The organism is Variovorax sp. UC74_104 (genome assembly GCF_044055375.1).
GTDB lineage: Bacteria > Pseudomonadota > Gammaproteobacteria > Burkholderiales > Burkholderiaceae_C > Variovorax.
Map to the genome: position 1 here is coordinate 556354 of NZ_CP171979.1, position 21432 is coordinate 577785.

Genomic DNA, 21432 nt, shown 5'->3' on the forward strand with positions numbered 1-21432 from the left:
TCCGATTCAGATCTGGGTGATGAGCTTGGTACTGAGAAAGCTGTCGAAGGATTCGGTGCCGCCTTCGCTGCCGAAGCCGCTGTCCTTCACACCGCCGAAGGGCAGCTCCGGGTGCGCCATGCCCGAGTGGTTGATGTTCACCATACCGGCCTCGAGGCCGTCTCCCACGCGGGTCGCGGTCTGCAGCGAACGGGTAAAGACATAGCTCGCCAGACCGAAGGGCAATGCATTGGCCTGCTGCAGCGCCTCGTCGACGGTGTCGAAGCGCGACAGCGCGGCGACGGGGCCGAAGGGTTCTTCGTGCATGACGCGCGCATCGGCGGGCACGTTGGCCAGCAGCGTCGGCGCGTGGAAGTGGCCTTGCACTCCGATGCGTGTGCCACCCGCCAGCAGTTCGGCGCCGCGCGCCTGGGCGTCGTCCACCAACGCCTGCACGGCCTGGAAACGGCGCTCGTGGATCAACGGGCCCATCTGCACGCCATCCTCCAGGCCGTGGCCCACCTTGACCGCGCCGAGCGCATCGGCGAAGGCGGCGGCAAAGCGATCGTGGATGCCCGACTGAACGTAGAAGCGCGTCGGCGACACGCAGACCTGGCCGGCGCTGCGCGTCTTCAGCCGCGCCAGCAAGGCCACGGCGGCGTCCACGTCGGCATCGTCGAACACCAGCACCGGCGCATGGCCGCCCAGTTCCATGGTCATGCGCTTCATGTGCAGGCCGGCCAGCGCGGCCAGCTGCCGGCCCACGGGCACCGAGCCGGTGAACGAGACCACGCGCACCAGCGGCGACTCGATGAGCTGGCGCGAGATGTCCGCCGGCACGCCCCACAGCAGGTTGAACACGCCCGGCGGCAGGCCGGCATCGTGGAAGAGCCGCGCCATGGCCACCAGCGCGCTGGGCGATTCCTCCGGCCCCTTGAGCACGATGGGGCAGCCAGCCGCGATGGCGGCGGCGGCCTTCTTCATCGCCTGGCCGAAGGGAAAGTTCCACGGGCTGAAGGCAGCGCACACGCCCACCGGCTCGCGCACCACCAGCTGGCGCACGCCGGGCTGACGCGCGGGCACCACGCGGCCGTAGACGCGGCGGCCCTCTTCCGCATGCCACTCGACGTGCTCGGCGGCGTTCATCACCTCGGCCACGGCGTCGGCCAGCGGCTTGCCGTTGTCCAGCGTCATGGCGCGGCCGATCTCTGGCGCGCGCTCACGCGCCAGCGCGGCCACGCGGCGCAGCAGGTCTGAGCGCTCCAGCGGCGACACGCGCCGCCAGCCGGCGAAAGCCGCATGGGCGGCCTGCACGGCGGCCTCGACGTCTTCGGCCTCGGCCCACGGCAGCAGACCCAGGGGCTGCAGCGTGGCGGGATCGTGCACGGCCTGCGTGCGCCGGCCCTGCGCGTCGATGAAGCGGCCGGCGATGTAGAGCGAGAGTTCTGGGTACATGGTGGGAGGGCCCGCTGCGCGGGCGTTTGGGCGCGGGTGTTTGGGCGCGGTTCGCGCGAGCTTCAGGCCGCCAGGGCCTCGGCTTGCACGAGGGATTGATTGGCCGCGGACTGCGGCCGCGCCGTGTCGTCGGGGGCCAGCACGGCTTCGCAGAAGCTGCCCAGTTCGGCAGCGGCGTCGGCCCGGCGGCCGACGGCGGCGATGAATCGGTCGGGGCGGATCAGCACCCAGTCCACGTCCTTGCCGTGGAACCAGAAGTGCAGCGTGTTCTCCAGGTCCTCGATCACCGTGCCCGAGAGTTGGCCGGGCATCGGCGAGCCGGCCTCGTTGCCCATGCTGCGCGAGCGCACGGCCACATAGTGGTCGCAGCCCAGCCGAGCGAGCTGCGCGTGCAGCGCGGCGGGCGCGCCGGCCAGCGCATCGCAGCGCCAGCTCAGCAGCGCGAAGCGCGCGCCGACCACGTCGTCGAGCTTGCGCGGCAGGCCGCGCTCGCGCTCCACGTTGGGCTGGATGAACATGCGGCCCACGAGCGCGTCGCGCCCGGCCACGCCGCTGTTGCGCACGATGCCCTTCGCGAAGCGCGGCATGGGCTTGAACTTCATCTGCAGCACGTAGTCGCGCACCTTCGGAATGTTCCGGATCGCCATGAAGAAGCGATCGCGCGCCCAGGCCAGCAGCGGGTTGCGCTGCGACAGCACGGCGCCGAAAGTGTCGGCCAGGTCGATCATGGCCTTGGCATGGGCATGGCGCTCGTCGTGGTAGCTGGCCAGCAGCTCGGGCCGCAGCCGGCCCTGGAGGATCCAGGCGAGCTTCCAGCCGAGGTTGAAGGCATCGCGCACGCCGGCGTTGAGGCCCTGGCCGATCCACGGCGGCGTGATGTGCGCGGCATCGCCCGCCAGGCAGACGCGGCCCGCGACGAAGCTGCCGGCCACGCGCGAGTTGTGCGTGTACACGCGCGCCCGTATCACGTTCAGCGCCGCCGGGTCGGCCACGTGGCGGCCCAGCAGCTCGCGCACCTTGTCGGGCGCGAGCATCTGCTCGCCATCCTCGCCGGGAAAGAGCATGAACTCCCAGCGCCGCAGGCCGTAGGGCAGGCGCAGGCAGACGTAGGGGCGCTCGGGGTCGCAGTGCAGCGCGGTGTAGGGCGCGTCGAGCGGATCCTGGTCGCATTCGATCACCACCCACTTGGCCGGGTGGGTGCGCCCCTCGTAGGACAGCCCGAGCATCTCGCGCACGGCGCTGCGCCCGCCGTCGCAGGCCACCGCATAGGCGGCGCGCACCTGATGCTCGGCACCGGCTTCGTCGCGTAGGGTGGCGGTAACGCCGGTCTCGTCCTGCACCAGGCCCACCAGCTCCATGCCGAGCCGCAGCTGCACGTGGTCGAAGCGCGCCAGGCCGCGGCGCAGCGTCTTCTCGCCCAGGGGCTGCGAGAACAGGTTGCGGCGGAACCAGCCGAACTCGCGCGTGCTGGGCAGGATCTCGGCGAAGCACTGCTTGCGCGCGGTGTACATGCGCATGGGCACGTTCTGGATCATGTCGCGCAGCATCTCCTCGGCCAGGCCGGTGGCCTGGAAGGTGCGCAGGGCCTCGTCGTCCAGCCCCACGGCGCGCGGAAAGTCGAACACCGCCGTGCTGCGCTCGACCACCAGGGTCTGCACGCCGTAGGTGCCCAGCAGGTTGGCCAGCGTCACGCCGACCGGGCCGGCGCCGATGATGAGGACGGGGGCTTCCACGGAAGCGCTCATGAAAACTCCTTGGGACTGGGACGGAAACGGCGGCCTGCGCGAGCGCCTCAGACGGGCGAGAGCAGCCGGCTCTCCTGGCGCACCAGCAGGTGGCGCACCTGCTTGCGGAATTCCGCGAAGGCCGGGTCGGCCATCAGCGCGGTGCGGCGGCGCGCGCGTTCTTCGAGGCTGTCGAAGGCCCAGTGGAAGACCAGCTGGTTGATGTCGCCGCTTTCGGGCGTCATCAACGCGACCAGCTGCCCGAGCGTGCGGGTCTGCAGCTCGCGGCCGCACTCGTTGTAGATGCGCAGGTAGTCGCGCACGCCGCCGGGGACGAGGGTGTAGGTTCTGAGTTCGTGGATCATGGATGGGACTGGCCCGCGGCGGCCGCCTCGGGCCGCTTCAGGAAGGTGGTGACGGCCTCGGCGAAGAGCGCCGGCTGGTCGTCGTGGACGTAGTGGCCCGCATCGGGAATCTCGAGCGTGGAGATTCGCGGGTTGAGCGCGCGCATGTGCTCGGCCATGGCCGGCTGCAGGTAGTCGGAGCGGCCGCCGCGCACCACGAGGGTCTCGCACTGCAGCTGCCTCACGTATGCGGCAAGGTCCACCTGGCGGGTGGGGTCGGGGTTCAGGCGCGTGGCGGCGATGCCCGCGTGGTCGTAGCGCCAGGTGAAGCCGCCGCCACTCATGGGCTTGAGCATGCTCTGCAGCCGCTGCTGGCGTGCTTCCTCCGTCACCGTGGGGCGCAGCGCGCGCATGAACGCGGCGGCTTCGTCCCAGGAAGCAAAGGCGGTGGGCGTGCTCGCCAGTTCCCTGCGGATGCGGGTGGCGCCGTCGCTGGCGTCGAAGGCGCCGGGGCCGGCGTCCTCGATCACTAGGCGCCGGACCTGGCCGGGATTCCGCGCGGCATGCACGATGGCGTTGATGCCTCCCATCGAGTGGCCGAGCAGGTCGAAGCGCTGCAGGCCCAACTGCGTCACCAGTGCCTCGACGTCGGCGACGTAGGTGTCGGTGTAGTAGTCGTGCCTCGGGTCCCAGTCGGTCTCGCCGCGGCCGCGCTGGTCGAAGGCGATCACGCGGAACCCGGGCTGCAGCGCGGCCGCCACGCCCGCGAAGGTCTCGGCATAGCCGCGGATGCCGTGCAGCATCAGCACCGGCCAGGCATCGGGCTCGCCCCATTCGGTGACGTGGAAGCCCAGGCCATCGTGGCTCAGGCGGAAATCGCGGCGCTGCATGTGCGTTGCTCCGGCGGCGCTCAGACGAGGCCGTCCTCGCCCTTGATCTCCGAGGCCTTCAGGCCGCCCAGGCGCGCATTGAGCCGCCCGCGCGTGGCGAAGGCCCAGATCAGCACCACTTCGTCGCGGTTGGGGCCGTCGCCGAACATGGCCGAGACGGTGTCGTAGTGCGAGCGCACGTACAGCGCGTCCTTGTGCGCCAGCGGAATGTCGATGACGGTGCCGGGCCCGCCGCGCTTGCCGGTGGAAGGCACCCACGACTTGCCGCCACCCACGCCTTCGCGCACCGGGTTGGCGGCGGGATTGGTCAGCAGCGCGTTGCCGTGCTCGTATTCGCCGTCGATGCCCACCAGGCAGGCCTTGCCGTAGCTCTCGATGGCCTGCCCGCCCGCGGCCTCGCGGATGCGGCGGCCGAACTCCTTGCCCAGCTCGGGCGAAGGCGCGATCCAGGACGACAGGTCTTCGACGTAGCGGCCCGCGAAGGGGTTGCGCAGGCAGGCGGCGATGACGATCTTGCGCAGCGGCTCGCCGTCGGCGGGTGCGCCGGTCTCGCCGGCCAGGGTGTCCTCGATCTGGAGGTACCACTTGCGGATGTGGAAGGCGCTGAGGTCGGGGGTGCTCATGATGATCTTTTGCGGAAATGGGAGTGGATGGAACGGATGTGCAGCGGGCTGTCGCTCACAGCGGCTGCAGGTCCAGGGCGTTGCTGGGCGCGTTGTATTCGCCCAGCAGGCGCTTGGCTTCCTCGTCGTCATGGACGAGCTCGAGGAAGAATTCGAAGCGGTGGCCGTCGGGGTCGTGGAAGTACAGGCCGTAGCCCACCTTGTGGTCGGTGGTCTTGACCACCTCGACGTTCTTGCGCAGCAACATGCCGTAGAGCCGGCGCAGGTCGTCCAGGCCGCCTTCGATCTCCAGGCCGTAGTGCTGCATGTTCACGGTGCCGCGGGTGGCGGCCTCGGGCTCGTCCACCTGGATGAGCGCGATGTCGTGGTGCTTCTGCCCGAAGGAGAGGAACACCCAGCGCGTCCCGCGCGCCGTGACCTGCATGCCCAGCACCTCCTCGTACCAGGGCGCGGAGGCGAAGGGGTCCTTCACGAACAGCGCCAGGTGCGTGCGGCGGATGCGCGGACGAACCTCTTCGGCAATGTCGCCGGCGCCGTCGGTGCCGTCGGTGGATGCGGGGTCGCGGGTGTTCATGGCCGGCCTCCGTGCTTCAGTGGATGGACTGCGGATGCGCGTGCACCGGCGCCACGAAGGGCGTCCAGGCCACCGAGGTGATCTCGCTGAAGTCGCGCCACTCCTTGAACCAGCTGCGCCCGCCGTTGGTGGAGCGCAGCAGGTGGCCGTACTTGGTGCCGGCAAAGAGCAGCCCACGGTCGCTCGCGTGGCCGCCGAAGGCCCACACGGTGGAATTGGGCGCGGTGTTCAGCAGCGTCTGCGCCCAGGTCTCGCCACGGTCGGCGGAGCGGTAGATGCGCGTGCGCGAACCCGGCGTGCCGTCGCCGATGGCCAGCAGCAGTTCGCGGCCTTCAGGGTCCAGCGGCTGCACCGTGCGGGTGTAGTACAGGCCGTCGAAGCGGTCCTTGGAGGGATGGCAGACGAAGCTCTGGGCATCGTCGATGCTCTCGCACACCGAGTTGACGGTGACCACGATGTGCTTGGCAGGCGCATCCTGCGTGGCCGGCAGCACCGAGATGGCGTGGATGTCGGAGTTGTTGATGCCGCGCCCGGGCGTGTCGATGCGCTCCCAGCTGTCGCCCGCATCGCGCGTGCGCCAGGCCCCGCCTTCTTCCACGCCGAACCAGGCCTCGCCCGCGCGCTGCGGGTGGAAGGCGATGGTGAGGATGCGCGGGCGGTGCACGCCGGAGCAGAACTCCGGCAGCTCCACGTCCAGCAGCTGCCAGCTCAGGCCGCCGTTGCGCGAGCGGTACATGCGCGCCCGCGAAGGTGCGCCGGTGCCGGCAAACACCAGCTGCGGGTCCAGCGGGCTGAAGGCCAGGGCCCATACGGTCTGGCCATCGGCCGGCGAGGCCATGCGCTGGAAGTGCGCGCCACCGTCGATCGACAGGCAGATGCCCGCGTCGGCGCCCGCCAGCACGCGGCTGGGGTCCGACGGGTCCACGGCCAGCGCGCGTACCGTGCCGTCGAATTCGATGGCCTCCTTCAGGCCCAGGCGGTGCCAGGTGGCGCCGTCGTCCACGCTGCGCAGGATGCCTTGCCCTGCCGTGCCCACGAGAATGGTTCCGTTCATGTCTGCGACTCCTTGGATGGATGGCTCAGAGGAAGATGCCGCGCGTGATGCCGCCATCGACCGCGATGGATTCGCCGGTGATGGCCGCCGCGCGGTCCGAGGCCAGGAAGAGCACCACGTCGGCGATCTCATTGACCTGCAGCACACGGCGGATGGGCGTGGCCTTGGCGTAGTTCGCCTCGACCTGCGCGGGCGTGAGGCCCTGCAGCCTGGCTTCCTTGGCGTAGAGCTCGTGGATGTGCGGCGTCTCGACCACGCCGGGGTGGAGCACGTTGACCGTGATGCCCGAGGGGCCGAGCTGGTCCGACAGCGTCTTGGTCATGTGCGCCACGGCCACGTTGCGCATGCCCGAGAGCTGCTTGCTGCCGCGCCCGGTGAGGCCGCCGATATTGATGATGCGGCCCCAGCCGCCCTTGCGCATGTGCGCCGCGCAGGCCTTGGCGAAGCGCATGTAGCCGACCACCTTGATGTCGATGTCCTGCAGCAGCCCTTCGGGGTCGGCGTTCTCGATCTCGCTGCGCACCAGGCCGCCCGGATGGGCTGCGCCGTTGATCAGGATGTCGATGCGGCCGAAGTGCGCCGCCGCCTTGTCGACCGCGGCCTGCACCTGCGCGGTGTCGCTCACGTCGGCGGGGGTGGCCAGCACCTCCACGCCGGTCTTGGCGGTGATTTCGCGCGCGGCTTCCTCCAGCGCGCCCTGGCTGCGCGCCACGATGGCCACGCGCACGCCCTCGGCCGCGAAGGCTTCCGCCACCGCCCGGCCGATGCCCAGGCTGCCGCCCGTCACCACGGCCACTTTGCCCTTGAGTCTGAGATCCATGTTCGATTGCTCCTTGGATGTTGGGAAAGGCGCCGGCCTGCGGCTCAGAGCGCCATTTCGATGAGGGCCGGCCCGCGGCGCCGAAGGCGTCACGCAGCTGGACCGAGAGTTCTTCGGCCGTGGCGGCCCGCGTGGCCGGCACGCCATAGGACTGCGCCAGGCCCACCCAGTCGATGCGCGGCGAGTCGAGCGCGGTGAGCGCCTCGGCGCGCGCGCCCAGCGCGGCGCCGCCGCGGCGCAGCTCGTTGCGCAGGATGGCGTACTGGTGGTTGGCGGCGATGAGCACGACCACGTCGAGCTGCTCGTGCGCCATCGTCCACAGCGACTGGATCGTGTACTGGGTGCTGCCGTCCGACAGCAGCCCCACCACCCGCCGCCCGGGGCAGGCGATGGCCGCGCCCACCGCCACGGGCAGGCCCTGGCCGATGGCGCCGCCGGTGTTGGTCAGCGTCGTGTGCGGTGCCGCGGCAGCCGACGCCGCATAGAAGGGATAGCCACAGGTGCCGCCTTCGACGGAAACGATGGCGCCTTCGGGCAGCGCGCGCGTGAGCACCGCGCCGATGGCCGCGGGCGTGAGCGCGCCGGTGGGCTCTGCCGGCAGCGGATGCACCGGCGCTTCGAAAGCGGGGGCCTGCAGCGCATCGGCCAACTGCTCCAGCGCCTCAGCCACCGGATGGCCGGGCTCACCCAGGCTCAGCAGGCGATCGGCTTCGACCATCAGGCTGGGATGGCCCGCGTAGCCGAAGTAGGTGACCGGCGGCAGCGCGCCGGCCAGCACCACCAGGTCGGCGGGATCGAGCACGGCGCGCGCCGGCTCGGGAAAGTAAGGCAGCCGGTCGAAGGCCGGCAGGCCTTGGCCGCGCTCCGCGCGGGCCGGGAAGGTCTCGGCATAGGCCGTGGCGCCCAGCGCTGCGCACAGCCGCGCGGCGGCATGCTGCGCCCGCACGCCCAGGCCACCGAGTTCACCACCGCCGCCCAGCAGGAAGACGATACGGCGCGCCGAGCGCAGGCGCTGCGCGCAGGCGGCGATGTCGATGGGCGCAGTGGATGCCGCGGCCTGCGCCGGAGCAACGGCATCGGCCGCCGCGCCCTGCAGCGGATCGGCCTGGTAGTCCGCCGGAAAGATCAGCGTTGCGCCCTGCCCGCCGTTGGCCAGCGACTGGCGCACGGACTCGGCAGCAGCGCGCGGCGCATCGGCCGTGCTGGCGATGCGGTGCACCCAGCCCGACACCGGCCGCGCCAGCGACTCGATGTCCGAGGTCAGTGGCGCATCGAAGGGCAGGTGCCAGCTGGTGTGGTCGCCGATCAGGTTGACGATCGGCGTGCGCGCGCGCCGTGCGTTGTGCAGGTTGGCGATGCCGTTGGCGAAGCCTGGGCCCAGGTGCAGCAGCGTGGCGGCGGGCCGCCCAAGCATGCGACCGTAGCCGTCGGCCGCGCCGGTGCAGACGTTCTCCTGCAGGCCGATCACGCAGCGGATCGAGTCCTGGCCTTCCAGCGCGCGCACCAGGTCCAGCTCCGTCGTGCCGGGGTTGGCGAAGCAGGTGTCCACCCCTTCGCCGGAGAGCGCTGCCCACAGGGCCTGCGCGCCAGTCTGCTCAGTCATCGCCGATGTCCTCTCATTGCTTCTGTGTTGGGAATGCAGCGACCGACGTCACTGCACCTTGATGCCGCGCTCGCGCACGAGGCGGCCGATGCGGTCGTTGTCCACGGCGATGCGTGCGTCCAGTTCCGCGGGCGTGGAGGCGCCGGCGCCCAGGCCGCGCTCGGCCGCCCAGCGCTTGAGCTCGGGCTGCGCCAGCACCTTGGTCAGCGCCGCGTTCATGCGCGCCAGGATCTCGGGCGGCACGCCGCTCTTCGCGTGGAAGGAATAGGAGGTGGACAGCAGCATGTCCGAGCCGCCCGCCTCCACGATGGTGGGTACGTTCGGCACGATGGCCTGGCGCGTGGGCGCGCCCACGGCCAGCAGCTTGAAGCTGCCCTTCTGCACGTAGGGCAGCATGGCCTCCACGCCGCCGGAGGTAACTTCCACCTGGCCGCCGAGCATGGCCGGAATCACCTCCGCCAGGGCCTTGTAGGGCACGTGCAGGAACTTGACCCCGGTGCCAGATTCGAGCAGCTCCATGTTCAGGTGCATCACGCTGCCCACGCCGCCCGTGCCGAAGGTGACCTTGCCCGGGTTGGCCTTGGCATAGGCAATGAAGGACTTGAAGTCGTTGGCCGGCAGCTGCGCGCTGGTGACCAGGTACAGGTTCACGTCGGCGATGTTGCTGACGGAGACGAGGTCCTTCTTCGGGTCGTAGGGCGGCTGGTAGAGCAGCGGGTTGACGGTCAGCGTGAGCCGGTCGACCAGCAGATAGGTGTAGCCGTCGGCCGGCGCCTTCACCACTTCGGCGGTGCCGATGATGCCGTTGGCCCCGGCCTTGTTCTCCACCACGACGGAAGCCTTCAGCTCCTTGGAGAGCCCCTCGCCCACGAGCCGGGCCATGACGTCGGGACCCGTGCCCGGCGGGTAGGGCACTTCGATGCGAATCGGCCGCGAGGGCCAACTGCCCTGGGCCGAAGCCAGCGGCGACACCAGCCCGCATGCCGCCGCCAAGGCGACGGCACCACAGACCTGCAGAACGGACTTTCTATTCATTGCGCGATTCCTCGGTACCCCTGCGAAGACGGGGCCGACACCAGGAGCCAGAGGGGACGCTCCTGGGCGGCAATGGACGACTGACGACACCGAACACTCATCGGTCGCCGAATCATATGCTGATTTGTCGAATAAACGAAATTCAGCAATCTAATTGGCTTTTAGTGGTTTCCCTTAGGATCAACTTTCGTCCATGTGACACATGAGCAAGCAATCGGCGTTCCAGGGCGAGTGTGGGCCGACAATCTACGTATTACTGCATAGTGATAAGTGATGATTCAGGCACCACGTCCTAGGGAAAAGGATGTCACCGCCGGCACGAAACGCGCGCCGCAACCAAGCGTTTGTCAACTATCCAGGTACTTCTACCGACACGTGCGGCCCAGATCGAATGGCATATTTATCGCATAGAAGTAATTTCATGACCATGTCTTCGACCCTATGCAACACAACGGGGCACCGTTGCACCAGAACGCTGCGCGGGCAGCGGGTCGGCACCGCATCCGCGCCCGCAACGGCGCTCATCCCGGGTCTGCCGGCACGCAGGCGCGCCCCTCCATCCCCGCGAGGCGCCTTGCTGCCATGAAGCTCTATCTCACTCCCAGGACCTGCGCACTGGCCGTCGACATCGTGGCGCGCGAGATCGGCCTCGCGCTCGAACTCGTCTGGGTCGACGTGCGGGCCAAGAAGCTCAAAGACGGCGGTGACCTCCACCGCATCAATCCCAAGGGCCAGGTGCCCGCGCTGGAGACGGACGACGGCCAGTTCCTCACCGAGGGCGGCGTGATCATTCAGTACCTGTGCGACCGCCACGGGGCGGACCACCTGCTGCCTGGCAGCCTCGACATGGAGCGCTACCGCGTGCTGGAGTGGATGAGCTTCATGAGCTCGGAGCTGCACAAGACCTTCACGCCGCTGTTCCGCGCCAACACGCCGCCCGCCTACCGCGGCATCGCCATCGAGAACCTGCAGCGCCGCTTCGCCTGGCTCGACCGGGTGCTCGCCGCTCGAAGCTTCCTCCACGCGCAGCGCTTCACCGCGGCAGACGCCTATTGCTTCACCATCGTGATGTGGGCCGAGCTGCACGCCATCGACCTGGCGCAATGGCCGCACCTGCACGGCTACCTGCAGCGCATCGGCGCGCGCCCCAGCGTGCGGGCGGCGCTGGCCGACGAGCGCGACGAGCTCGCTACCCACCCGGCCGCCTGAGCCGCCGGCGCCGTTCCATTCCCGGAGAACCCCATGAAGCTCTATCACGAAGTCCGCGGCTGCTCGCTCTCGGTGGACATCGTCGCGCGCGAACTGCAGCTGCCCCTGGCGCTGGAGTGGGTCGACATGAAGACCAAGCGGCTGGCCGATGGCCGCGACTACTTCGGCGTCAACTCCAAGGGCACCGTGCCCACGCTCGAGATGCCCGACGGCCAGCACCTGAGCGAAGGCTGCATCGTCATGCAGTACCTGGCCGACCAGTGCCCCGGCAACACGCTCCTGCCCGCGTCGGGACTGCCGCGCTACCGCGTGCTGGAGTGGATGAGCTTCATCGCGGCCGACCTGCACAAGGGCGGCTTCATGCCGCTGTTCAAGGCCGTCACGCCGCCCGAGTACAAGGCCATCGCGCGTGGCATCGTCGAGGCCAAGCTGCAGTGGGTCGACGAGCAGCTGGCGGGCCGCACCTACCTCACCGGCGACACCTTCACCATCGCCGACGCGCACTGCTACACGATCGCCATGTGGACGCGCGCGCATGCCATCGACACGCGGCGCTGGCCCGACCTGGAGGCCTACCTGGCGCGCTGCAGCGCCCGGCCCAGCGTGCGTGCCGCGGAAGCCGCCGCGGCCGCGCAGGGCGAACGCGAGCGCGCTGCAGCGGCAGCCGCAGTCGCGCACTGAGCCCGTCTTCGCCACCCTCGCAAGGACCGACCATGCCCATGCTCCGACGCCTCCCCTGCCTGGCCGCCCTCGCCTGCCTGCTGCCGGCGCTGGTCTGCGCCCAGGCCTCTCCCTCGGCGCCCATCCACCTGGTGGTCGCCTTTCCGCCCGGCGGCGGCACCGACGGCGCGGCGCGGCTGATCGCCGAGAAGCTGGCGCCGGAACTCGGGCAGTCGATCGTGGTGGACAACCGCGCGGGTGCCGGCGGCACCATCGGCGCCCAATCGGTGGCACGCGCCAGGCCCGACGGCCAGACGCTCTTCTTCGGCACGGGCGCCGAACTGCTGATCAACCCGGTCACGCGCAAGACCGCTCCCTACGATCTCCTGAAAGACTTCGTCCCCATCATCGAGGTGGGCACCGTGAGCTTCGTGCTGGCCGTGCCCACGGGCTCGCCGGTGCGGGACGTGCGCGAACTCATCGCCGCCGCCAAGTCGCAGCCGGGCAAGCTCAACTACTCGTCCTTCGGCATGGGCTCGACCAACCACCTGATCGGCGAGATCTTCCTGAAGGCCACCGGCACGCGGGCTGCGCACGTGCCCTTCCAGGGCAGCCAGCAGGCCATGACCTCCTTGCTGGCCGGCGACGTGGACTTCACCTTCGACACCACCGCCGTGGTACTGCCGCAGATCAAGGCCGGCAAGCTGCGCGCCCTGGCCACGCCCTCCCCCAGCCGACTGCCGGGCCTGCCCGACGTGCCCACGCTGCAGGAACTGGGCTACGGCGGGCTCGTGGCCGAAGGCTGGATGGGCGTGTTCGCGCCCGCGGGCACGCCGCCGGCCGTGGTGGCGACCCTGGGCGCCGCGCTGGACAAGGTGATCCGCACGCCCGACATGGAATCGCGCCTCAATGCGCGCGGCGTGGCGGTGACGGCGGCCGACGGCCCGCAGTTCCGCGCCAAGCTGCAGGCCGAGCTGGACAAGTGGCGTCGCGTGGCCCGCGAGGCCAACGTGTCACTGGACTGACGCCGCTGTTGCACCTTTTCCTGGAGCCCGCCATGCCGATCCTTTCCTCCACGCGTCGCCGCGCCCTGCTCTCCCTCCTGGCCGCGGCCTGCCTGCTCGGCAGCACCGCCGCCTGCGCCGATGCCTGGCCCTCGCGCCCGATCACGCTCATCGTCTCCTTCGAGCCGGGCGGCTCCACCGACATCTCGGCGCGTGCCGTGGCGCAGGCACTGTCAGTGGAGCTCAAGCAGCCCGTGGTGGTCGAGAACCGCGCGGGCGCGGGCGGGCGCATCGGCACCAAGGCGGCGGCCATGGCCAGGCCTGACGGCTACACCCTGCTGTGGGGCAGCGGCAGCAGCCTGACGGCGGCACCGGCGATCTACCCCAACCAGGAGCACGTCGCTACGCTGGTCCCGGTGAGCCTGGGCGCCACGCAGGCCTTCGTCTTCGTCACGAATCCGGGCCTGGGCGTGCGCACAGTGCAGGAATTCGTGGCGCTGGCCAAGCGCGAGCCGGGCAAGCTCAACTTTGCCTCGGCCGGCGCGGGCTCCAGCAACCACCTGCTGGGCGAGATCTTCCTGGCCGCCACCGGCGCGCCCGTGGTGCACGTGCCCTACAAGGGCGCCGTCATGGCCAAGGACGCGGTGATCCGCGGCGAGGCGCAGCTGATGGACGAAGTCACCTCGCCCCTGATCGGCGCCCTGCGCGCCGGCCAGCTGGTGCCGCTGTTCATGACCGGCGAGCGGCGCGACCCCGGCCTTCCCCGACATTCCCACCGCCGCCGAGGCCGGCCTGCCCGAGATGACCATCCAGGGCTTCTTCGGCCTGCTGGCCCCCGCCGGCACGCCGCTGGAGACCGTGGCGCGGCTCAACGCGGCCATGCGCGCCGCACTCGCTTCCGAGCCCGTGGCCAGGACCTTCGGCAACCTGGGCTTCACCACTGTCTACAGCACGCCCGAGCAGATGGCGGCCCGCATCGCCGAGGGCCGCGCAACCTATGACCGCATCGTCAAGGCGCGGCAGATCCGCGTCGACTGACGCGCAGCCCTCTTCTTCTCCCAGTTTTCCCGCCACACCATGACTTCAGCCCCGTTCCATCGCGAACTTCTCGTCCATCGCCGCAAGGCCCTCGGCGCACTCGCCGCCCTGGCCGCCTGCGGCAGCGGCCTGGCGCGAGCGGCGACCTGGCCGGAACGGTCGATCAACCTCGTGGTGCCCTTCGCCGCTGGCGGTGGCACCGACACTGTGGCCCGCCTCATCGGCCAGAAGCTGCAGGCCGCGCTGGGCGGCACGGTCGTGATCGACAACAAGCCCGGCGCCAACGGCCTGATCGCCGCGCGCACCGTGCTGCAGCCGCCGGCCGACGGCCACATGCTGATGTTCGGCAGCAACTCCACGCACGTGATCGCCGCGCTCGCCTCGAAGCAACAGGTGGCGCCCGGCAAGAGCATGCAGGAGGCCTTCACCATCGTCAGCGTGATGGCCAACGCGCCGCTGGTGCTGGCCGTGCGCGCCGACAGCCCCGCGAAGGACCTGCGCGCCTTCCTGCAACAGGCCAAGGCCGGCAAGCTCAGCTACGGCAGCTTCGGGGCGGGTTCCTCGGCCCATGTGATGGGCGAGGTGCTGGCCGGGTCGGCCGGCGTCGAGCTGCTGCACGTGCCCTACAAGGGTTCGTCGCCCGCCATCACCGACCTGATGGGCGGCCAGGTGGATGCGGTGTTCCTCACCGTCGCCGCCGTCGAGGCCATGGTGACGGCCGGCTCGGTGCGCCCGCTGGCGGTGACCGGCCTGCGCCGCGTGAGTTCGCTGCCGGCGGTGCCCACCTTCGAGGAACTGGGCGTGCGCGACATGGGCAACGCCGGCTGGTTCGCGGTGTTCGCTCCCGCGGGTACGCCGGCCCCGGTCGTCGCCAGACTGGCGACTGCGCTGCAGTCCATCGCGGGCGATGCCGAGGTGCAGTCGCGCATGGTGGCGCTGGGCCTCGAACCCGTGGTGAGCACGCCCGCACAGGCATTGGAGACCTGGCGCCGCTCGCTGGCCGCGGCTGCGCCCATCGTCAAGAAGGCCAACATCGTCTTCTGAAGTGGCCAGCCTGCCGGGTCGACTGGGGTGTCTACAGGTGCCCGTCGGCCGACAGCCGCACGCTGATCATGTGCGCGGTGCGCTTGACCAGCTCGGCGATGGCCTCTGCATCGAAAAGCGCCAGCCGCGCATCGCTGCCCAGCGCAGTGACGCTGGCGACCACGAGCCGCCCACGACCGAAGATCGGCGCGGAGACGCCGGTCTTGCCCTCGTTGAGTTCGCCCGAGGTACGGCAGTAGCCCTCGCGGCGGATGCGCTGCGCCTCTTCGTAGAACGCATCCCATGGCGGGGTGTCGACCGCCTCGCCGGCCATTTCCTGGTGCAGCTTGCGCAACCGCGCAGCCGGCAGGAAGGCCACCAGGGCCTTCGCGCTCGCGCCGCGCGACACCGGCACTGGCCTGCCGCGGCCATAGCGCAGGTGCGGCAGCGGGTCGTTGAACTCGGTGTGCACCGTGATGATGGAGTGGCCATAGAGCTTGGACAGGAACACATCCAGCCCCGTCTGCTCGGCCAGTTCGCGCATCGGCGGCGCGGCGGCACGGATCACCGGGTCGGACTCGCGGATGCAACGGTCCAGCTCGATGATGCGCGGACCCAGCGTGATGCTGCGGTCCAGCCGCACCAGCAGACCCACCTTCGACAGTTCCTGGATGTAGCGGTAGGCCGTGCTCTTGGGCACCTTGAGGCGGGTGGCGATCTCTTCGACGGTGAGCGAGGGGCTGGCGGTGGAGAAAAGCCCCAGCGTGCCAAGCAGGCGCGAAAGGCTCGACTCCGCCGCGCCGCGCGATGCGGCGTCGAGCTGTCCATCGATCTCGCCGGACAGCGCCGGCGCACCTGCATCCGCAGGTGCGCTGCGCTCCACGCTTACTTTGCGGCGCGACTCGCGCCCGCCCTCTTGCTTCATCGGACCGATCTTAGTGGATGCGATCTGCGCGGGGCGGGTCTTGCGATGCTTCACTCGCTGCTGAGCGGCAGGCGCCGCGCCCGACCCGATCGGCATCGGCGAGGCCCGAACTGAGCTCGGCGTTGCCATGCTTTCGAGGCCTCGCTCCGAAGCGACATATCGCTCGGGCCAGGTCACTCGGCCGGGCAAGTTCATCTTGCCGAGGCACTCAGGCCGGCATGCTTGCTTTGAGCAGGCCGCGCGCCGATGCACCGCCGGCCAAGAGAGCATCGGTATCAGTCTCTGTCTCGGGATCGGAGCTCACCGACTTTCGTGGCACGCGACGACGAGTGACGTAGTCCGGATGAATGCAACGCTGGGTGCCATCCTCGAAAGCCACGGTGATGGACCCCTCGGTCGAGGCGACGACGACGCCCGCACCAAAACGCCTGACCTTGACCGGATCGCTTTCGGCGAAACGCAGCTTCCGTGCGGGCGCCTTCGCCGGAGGGTTCGGAGCCACGGCCACAGTCGCCGTTGTCGACTGCGTGTTCATGAGGATCGGCTGCGCCATCGCGGCCTCATGGGCTGCAATACGACGGCAGTTGTCGCATGTGTCGCAGCGCTTCGCCTCGGCCGAAGGATCCAGATCGGCCAACAGCATCTGCCAGCGACACTGACCTGCCTGGGCGTACGACAGCATGCGCTCGAGCGTCTCCCGGTCCTGCAGCCGGCGCTCCTTGTAGGCGTCCAGCATCGTGCCCAGGTCGACGCGCGAGGCCGCCTCCTGTCGAAGCGCAATCTCTCCTCGCCGGCCGATGCGCAGCAGCTTTTCCTGCCGCAGCAGAGCAACAGCGGCCTGCATCTTGCTGCGCGGGCGATCCATTGCGTCGAGGAGACTGGCCGAGGTCCAGCCCTCGCCCGCAGGCGGTGTGGCGAGCAACTGCCGATAGACCGCATCGAGGTCCTCGAGCTGGGGATACTTTCCGGCCAGGAAAAACTGCTGAACCGCCCGGTCCTTGGCATGGAAGAGCAGCACACAGCGCGCCCGCAGCCCGTCGCGGCCGGCGCGCCCCGCCTCTTGGTAGTAAGCGTGCAGACTCGATGGCATCTGTGAGTGAACGATGAAGCGGATGTCCGGCTTGTCGATGCCCATGCCGAAGGCATTGGTCGCCACCATCACCCGCGTGGCACCGCTCATAAAACGCTCTTGGGCTTCGCCACGCTCGCGCGTTCCCAACTTGCCGTGATAGAGCGCGACCGACTCGCCTCGCGCGCGCAGCGTCTCGAAGGCCTGCTCCGCGGCCTTCACCGTGGCTGCGTAGACGATGCCGCATCCGGTCTCCTCCTGCACCAGCTCCACGATGCGTCGCTGGCGATCGTCCTCCTGCTGCATCTGCTCCACCGAGAAGTGCAGGTTGGCGCGATAGGCACCCGTGTCGATCAGCCCGCTGCGCGGGATCCCGAGGTGTTTCATCACGTCTGCGGCAACCTCGGAGCCGGCCGTGGCGGTGAGGGCCAGCACGGTGGGGGCGCCCAGCGCCCGAACGGCGGGGCCGATGTCCAGGAACGCCGGCCGAAAGTCGTGGCCCCATTGCGAGATGCAGTGTGCCTCGTCCACCGCCACCAGAGCGACGGGATGGGTCGCGAGCTGCTGCAAGAAGGCGTGATCGGCAAGCCGCTCGGGCGTGGTCAGCACGATGCGCGCGCTGCCATCGCGCAGTGCCGCCTCGGCCGAAGCGAGCTCGTCTGCGGAAAGGGCGCTGTTGACCTGGATTGCCCGTATACCCAGGGCTCTGAGCTTGTCGCACTGGTCCTTCATCAGCGCGATCAGTGGAGAGACCACCACCGTGCGCCCCTCCAGCAGCATCGCCGGCAACTGGTAGCACAGCGACTTTCCTGCGCCCGTGGGCATCACGGCGAGCGTGGACAGCCCCCGCATGATCCGCTCGATGACTTCGGCTTGACCGGCGCGCAGACGGGTGTGACCGAACACGCTGCGCAGGGTGCGGTTCAGCTGGCTGGAGGATGGACGCCGTCCGGCAGAGGCAGGCAAGCAGGTTGAAGGCATCAGCGCTGCCCGCTGCCTTGGTCCTCAGGCTCCTCGCTCCCCTCGCCCTCTTCGCCTTCAGCCGCTTCGCCCTCGCCTTCTGAATCGACTGCAACCTCGTCGGCCAGGTCCTGCGCGCTCAGCGCCTCCGGGGTCGTCCACCGAACCCTCAACCTCGGCCGCGGCATCCGGGAGGACGCCTACGCGGTCCGGAAGAATGTCGGCATTGGTAGGGGCCTCGAGTCCGCCTTCGTCCGCCGCGTCATTGGTGCCCGATGCGTCGCTCCCGCTGTCGCTGGAGTCGCTCGGCCCGAGGCTCTCCGCATCGGTGCCCTTGGGTGTGATCGGCGCGCGCTCGCCGCCGAGGATGCTGCTGGTTGCCATGATCTTTCGTGCCTCGAAAAGAAAAAGATGCACCAAGCCTGCGCGCTGCCGGGCGTCGAGGAAGTAGGAGATTGGCGCGTTCCGGCCGCTTCTGATTTCGGTCGAGACGCAGACAGGCGCTGGGGCGATGCATGCAGTCACGTGCCACGCCGCGTAGCCGACTGCACGGGCGCGCGCAGGGCATGTACGGCATTCCATCAAACTGACCGCCGCGGGCGAAGCGCTCATGCCCTGGCTCATCGCGTGGCGCTGCCAGACGAGATTTTCAGCCGGACGCCGGCGAACATTCGAGAGCTGAGTTCGTGCTCACGGTCCGCGCCTGCGCGGTCCACGCACTTGCCTGCATGCGCAAACGACTGGCCGTGCGCTAAGCGCTAGACGCAGAAAGGCTCAAGTAGCTTGCGCAGGATGCTGAACATGCGGCAATCCTGGGACCCGGAACGGCGAGGCCATGCCTACCCGCCAGTCGCGGACATGTGGCGGACCAGCTTGACCGGCAAGACGCGTCCTTGAAGCGAGAATTCGTGTCCCTTGGGCTTTTGCTCCACGGCATGGCCGATGGCCTCATGCACGTGCGCCTCGCTCATCGAGCTACGCAACAGCTTTCTGAGATCGATGCCGTTCTCATGCCCAAGGCAGGTATAGAGAGTGCCGTCAGCCGTCACGCGGACGCGATTGCAGTCACCGCAGAAGTGCGCGGTGAGCGGCGTGATGAAACCAATAAGCCCTCCTGTTTGCTCGACCCTTGCGTAGCGCGCAGGGCCTCCGCTGCGGTCCGTCAGGTCGCTGAGAGTCCAGCGCCTGCTGATCTCGCGGCGCAACGCGTCCAGGCCCAGGAACTGTTCCGTGCGATCGCAGCCGGTCTGGCCCAAGGGCATGGTTTCAATAAGGCTCAGGGCCATGCCGCGGCCGTGTGCGAACTCGATCAGCTCGTGGATCACGCGGCATCAACTCTCCCCGAGCACCCCGAAATCGCTGTCGCCCTGCTGCACGGCATTGACCAGCTGCACCCGGTTGCGCGCTGCAAAGCGGCGCCGCAGCTGCCGCATGTGGTAGTCCACCGTATGGGACGAAAGGTCCAACCGGTTGGCGATTTCCTTGTCGCTGCGCCCCTGCAGCAGATGCTGGAGGATGTCCTGCTGCGTGGCCGAGATCTCGATGCGGCCCGCGCCCGGCGCACCGACGATGCGCGTGTGGCGCGACACGTACTCGTGCACGCCCAGTCCCAGTATCAGCCCCTGCCCGATCACGCTGTCGCTGATCCAGTCGCTTCCTGGCCTGCGCGACAGCAGGCTGATCACCGTGTGCTGGTTCACGTGCGTGGGAGATGCCAGGCGAAACAGCAGCCCGCTGCGGATGCCGCTGGCATACAGGTCGTCGAGAAACCGCTGCCGCTCTTCGCTCAGCTCGTCCGACGTCTCCGCCGCCAGGGCCTCGAGCTGGGCCACGTCCCAAGCCAGCGGAAGGCTCGACGCGGGCACGCCCTGCTGCCTGAGGTCGACGCCGCAATGGTTGTGCGCGAAGTAGCGTTTCGTCCATTCGGGGTTCGCGTAGGCGGTGAAGAAGCTCAGCGGCCACCAGTGGCCCCGCATGTACGCCACCGTGCCGTAGCCCAGCCAATCGAAATCGAGCGCGTGGAGCATGCCGCGCACCAATGCCGTGCGGGCTTCATTGCTGGGCGCATCCAGCAGCTCGCCGACTATGGCCGGCACGCCGCCGGCATGGGGCGGCGCACTTCGCGGCAGGTACAGATGTTCTTCGTCATAGAACTGCGGAACCGGATTGGCGGGTTGCTGCTCCGCTTGCGACCGCGACACCGGATCGAAACCCTGCGCCTCGGACGCCGACGCAGGCGAGGCACGATGAAACAAGGTGGACAGAATCATGGAAGGCCTGATGGATGTACCGCCATGCCGGAGAGGACGACGGACTTGGGCCAAAGTACCGCAAGGGCCTTGTCATCGCCTTGTAAATTTTTAGCTTCCGGCGCATTTGCCAAAACCCCACGCATCCAATTGAGTACCTTCGCTTGAACAAGGCGTAGTCTGCACGGGTCCTTGTCCGGCGGAGGCTTCACAGATGCCGGCGGCGCTGGCATGCTGCACATCGCGCGAGGCAAACGCCCGACCTCCGCACACACCCCGGTCCTCCATGGCACTGCCTGCCTCCCAATACTGGCGAGACGCGGATCTCGCTGGTCTTCAATTCACGATCAACCGGTTTCGCCATCGCGAAGTCCGGCCGCACCGGCACGTGGGTTTCACGCTCGCGGTGGCCGACACCGAGCTCCAGGTGCGCAGCGGCACGCGCGTCACCGTGGTGCCGCCGGGCGCGCTGTTCCGGATCGCGCCGCATGTCTGGCACTCCGTGCAGGCGTGCTCGCATGCCTGGCGCGAAGACGCCCTCTTCTGCAGCCTTGCCGTGGCACGCTGCATCAGCCCCGCGGACGATGCGCCGCCGCTCGCGCGCGTGGAGAACGATGCGGGTGTCTCGGTGTTCATCGACGCCGCCGCCGCGCTCGAATTTCTCGAATGCCACCGCCTGCTTTTCGTTCCCACGAGCACCGGCGACCCCGAGGACATCGCGGCCGGCCGCGCACTGCTGCGCCGGCGCCTCGCGCAGTGGCTCCCCGCTCCCTCGCCCACGGAGAACGACTCCCTCGACGCGGAACGACCATTCCCCGACAGCGGCGACGAACGCCTGAACCGGCTCTATGCCCTGATCGCGTCGGGCTTCCATCAACGCATGACCCTCGACAGCCTGGCCGATGCGGTCGGCTGGCACCCCGTGCACGTGCAGCGGCGCTTCAGCGCGGCCTGGGGCTTCACGCCGCACGAGATGCTGGTGGGCCACCGCATCGAGTACGCGCGCGACCTCATCGCCGGCGGCGCCCATGTCACCTACGCGGCGCATGCGGCGGGCTTCACCGACCAGAGTCATCTGCACAAGACCTTCATGAGCACCTACGCCGTGCTGCCGGGCGACTACCGCAGGCTCGCCGCGCTCGACGCGCTGCAGCCACCCTCGGCCAGGAACGGCATCGCCGGATAGCTCGCGAC

Annotated in this window: 20 protein-coding genes and 2 pseudogenes; 7 read left to right on the forward strand and 15 right to left on the reverse strand. The window is 69.2% G+C overall.

Going from position 1 to position 21432, the window contains the following annotated elements; genetic code table 11:
* Positions 1 to 6 precede the first annotated feature (6 nt).
* The 10 genes and pseudogenes from ACHMXA_RS33280 to ACHMXA_RS33325 all read right to left on the reverse strand — a co-directional run bounded on the left by ACHMXA_RS33280 (position 7) and on the right by ACHMXA_RS33325 (position 10101).
* On the reverse strand, positions 7 to 1434 hold the full coding sequence (locus tag ACHMXA_RS33280) for an NAD-dependent succinate-semialdehyde dehydrogenase (protein WP_395321638.1): 1428 nt from the start codon (positions 1432 to 1434) through the stop codon (positions 7 to 9).
* Between the two features lie 62 nt (positions 1435 to 1496).
* Positions 1497 to 3179: a bifunctional 3-(3-hydroxy-phenyl)propionate/3-hydroxycinnamic acid hydroxylase gene (locus tag ACHMXA_RS33285; protein WP_395321640.1), complete on the reverse strand. Its 1683-nt coding sequence runs from the start codon at positions 3177 to 3179 to the stop codon at positions 1497 to 1499.
* Between the two features lie 47 nt (positions 3180 to 3226).
* Positions 3227 to 3523, reverse strand: coding sequence for an NIPSNAP family protein (locus ACHMXA_RS33290; protein WP_176666446.1), 297 nt, complete (start codon positions 3521 to 3523; stop codon positions 3227 to 3229).
* Complete coding sequence (locus ACHMXA_RS33295; RefSeq protein ID WP_395321642.1) at positions 3520 to 4392, reverse strand: alpha/beta fold hydrolase; 873 nt, start codon at positions 4390 to 4392, stop codon at positions 3520 to 3522. Before ACHMXA_RS33295 ends, ACHMXA_RS33290 begins: the two co-directional genes overlap by 4 nt.
* 20 nt (positions 4393 to 4412) lie before the next feature.
* Positions 4413 to 5015, reverse strand: coding sequence for an amino acid synthesis family protein (locus ACHMXA_RS33300; protein WP_176666444.1), 603 nt, complete (start codon positions 5013 to 5015; stop codon positions 4413 to 4415).
* 55 nt (positions 5016 to 5070) lie between these two features.
* Complete coding sequence (locus ACHMXA_RS33305; protein WP_395321644.1) at positions 5071 to 5589, reverse strand: VOC family protein; 519 nt, start codon at positions 5587 to 5589, stop codon at positions 5071 to 5073.
* 16 nt (positions 5590 to 5605) lie between these two features.
* Positions 5606 to 6643 (reverse strand): WD40/YVTN/BNR-like repeat-containing protein, encoded by a 1038-nt coding sequence (locus ACHMXA_RS33310; protein WP_395321646.1) that lies wholly within the window; start codon positions 6641 to 6643, stop codon positions 5606 to 5608.
* A gap of 25 nt (positions 6644 to 6668) precedes the next feature.
* Positions 6669 to 7463, reverse strand: a complete 795-nt coding sequence (locus ACHMXA_RS33315) for an SDR family NAD(P)-dependent oxidoreductase (RefSeq protein ID WP_176666441.1) — start codon at positions 7461 to 7463, stop codon at positions 6669 to 6671.
* Between the two features lie 44 nt (positions 7464 to 7507).
* A pseudogene (locus ACHMXA_RS33320) lies at positions 7508 to 9066 on the reverse strand (acetolactate synthase large subunit).
* Between the two features lie 48 nt (positions 9067 to 9114).
* Positions 9115 to 10101, reverse strand: coding sequence for a tripartite tricarboxylate transporter substrate binding protein (locus tag ACHMXA_RS33325; RefSeq protein ID WP_256099081.1), 987 nt, complete (start codon positions 10099 to 10101; stop codon positions 9115 to 9117).
* Between the two features lie 582 nt (positions 10102 to 10683).
* On the opposite strand from ACHMXA_RS33325, the gene gstA (ACHMXA_RS33330) reads away from it, so the two are divergent.
* The 6 genes and pseudogenes from gstA (ACHMXA_RS33330) to ACHMXA_RS33355 all read left to right on the forward strand — a co-directional run bounded on the left by gstA (ACHMXA_RS33330) (position 10684) and on the right by ACHMXA_RS33355 (position 15056).
* Positions 10684 to 11310: a glutathione transferase GstA gene (gstA, locus tag ACHMXA_RS33330; protein ID WP_176666439.1), complete on the forward strand. Its 627-nt coding sequence runs from the start codon at positions 10684 to 10686 to the stop codon at positions 11308 to 11310.
* 33 nt (positions 11311 to 11343) lie between these two features.
* Positions 11344 to 11991, forward strand: a complete 648-nt coding sequence (gene gstA / locus ACHMXA_RS33335; protein ID WP_176666438.1) for a glutathione transferase GstA — start codon at positions 11344 to 11346, stop codon at positions 11989 to 11991.
* Positions 11992 to 12023: 32 nt separating this feature from the next.
* Positions 12024 to 12995, forward strand: coding sequence for a Bug family tripartite tricarboxylate transporter substrate binding protein (locus tag ACHMXA_RS33340; RefSeq protein WP_395321649.1), 972 nt, complete (start codon positions 12024 to 12026; stop codon positions 12993 to 12995).
* Between the two features lie 32 nt (positions 12996 to 13027).
* Positions 13028 to 13678: pseudogene (locus tag ACHMXA_RS33345) on the forward strand (Bug family tripartite tricarboxylate transporter substrate binding protein); the annotation flags it as partial.
* Between the two features lie 97 nt (positions 13679 to 13775).
* Positions 13776 to 14012, forward strand: coding sequence for a tripartite tricarboxylate transporter substrate-binding protein (locus tag ACHMXA_RS33350; RefSeq protein WP_395321651.1), 237 nt, complete (start codon positions 13776 to 13778; stop codon positions 14010 to 14012).
* A gap of 39 nt (positions 14013 to 14051) precedes the next feature.
* A complete protein-coding gene (locus tag ACHMXA_RS33355; protein WP_176666435.1) occupies positions 14052 to 15056 on the forward strand; it encodes a tripartite tricarboxylate transporter substrate binding protein in 1005 nt (334 codons plus the stop codon).
* Between the two features lie 31 nt (positions 15057 to 15087).
* On the opposite strand, the gene ACHMXA_RS33360 is transcribed toward ACHMXA_RS33355, so the two are convergent.
* The 5 genes from ACHMXA_RS33360 to ACHMXA_RS33380 form a co-directional block, all read right to left on the reverse strand.
* A complete protein-coding gene (locus ACHMXA_RS33360; RefSeq protein WP_256099080.1) occupies positions 15088 to 15960 on the reverse strand; it encodes an IclR family transcriptional regulator in 873 nt (290 codons plus the stop codon).
* A 208-nt stretch (positions 15961 to 16168) separates the two neighbouring features.
* Entirely contained in the window at positions 16169 to 18010 is a 1842-nt protein-coding gene (locus ACHMXA_RS33365) for a RecQ family ATP-dependent DNA helicase (RefSeq protein ID WP_395321653.1), read from the reverse strand.
* 57 nt (positions 18011 to 18067) lie between these two features.
* Positions 18068 to 18601 (reverse strand): hypothetical protein, encoded by a 534-nt coding sequence (locus tag ACHMXA_RS33370; protein ID WP_395321655.1) that lies wholly within the window; start codon positions 18599 to 18601, stop codon positions 18068 to 18070.
* Positions 18602 to 18828: 227 nt separating this feature from the next.
* Positions 18829 to 19314, reverse strand: a complete 486-nt coding sequence (locus ACHMXA_RS33375; RefSeq protein ID WP_371132214.1) for a hypothetical protein — start codon at positions 19312 to 19314, stop codon at positions 18829 to 18831.
* A 6-nt stretch (positions 19315 to 19320) separates the two neighbouring features.
* Entirely contained in the window at positions 19321 to 20259 is a 939-nt protein-coding gene (locus tag ACHMXA_RS33380) for a LuxR C-terminal-related transcriptional regulator (RefSeq protein ID WP_395321657.1), read from the reverse strand.
* Between the two features lie 367 nt (positions 20260 to 20626).
* On the opposite strand from ACHMXA_RS33380, the gene ACHMXA_RS33385 reads away from it, so the two are divergent.
* Positions 20627 to 21424: a helix-turn-helix domain-containing protein gene (locus ACHMXA_RS33385; protein ID WP_395321659.1), complete on the forward strand. Its 798-nt coding sequence runs from the start codon at positions 20627 to 20629 to the stop codon at positions 21422 to 21424.
* The last annotated feature ends 8 nt before the right edge of the window (positions 21425 to 21432 follow it).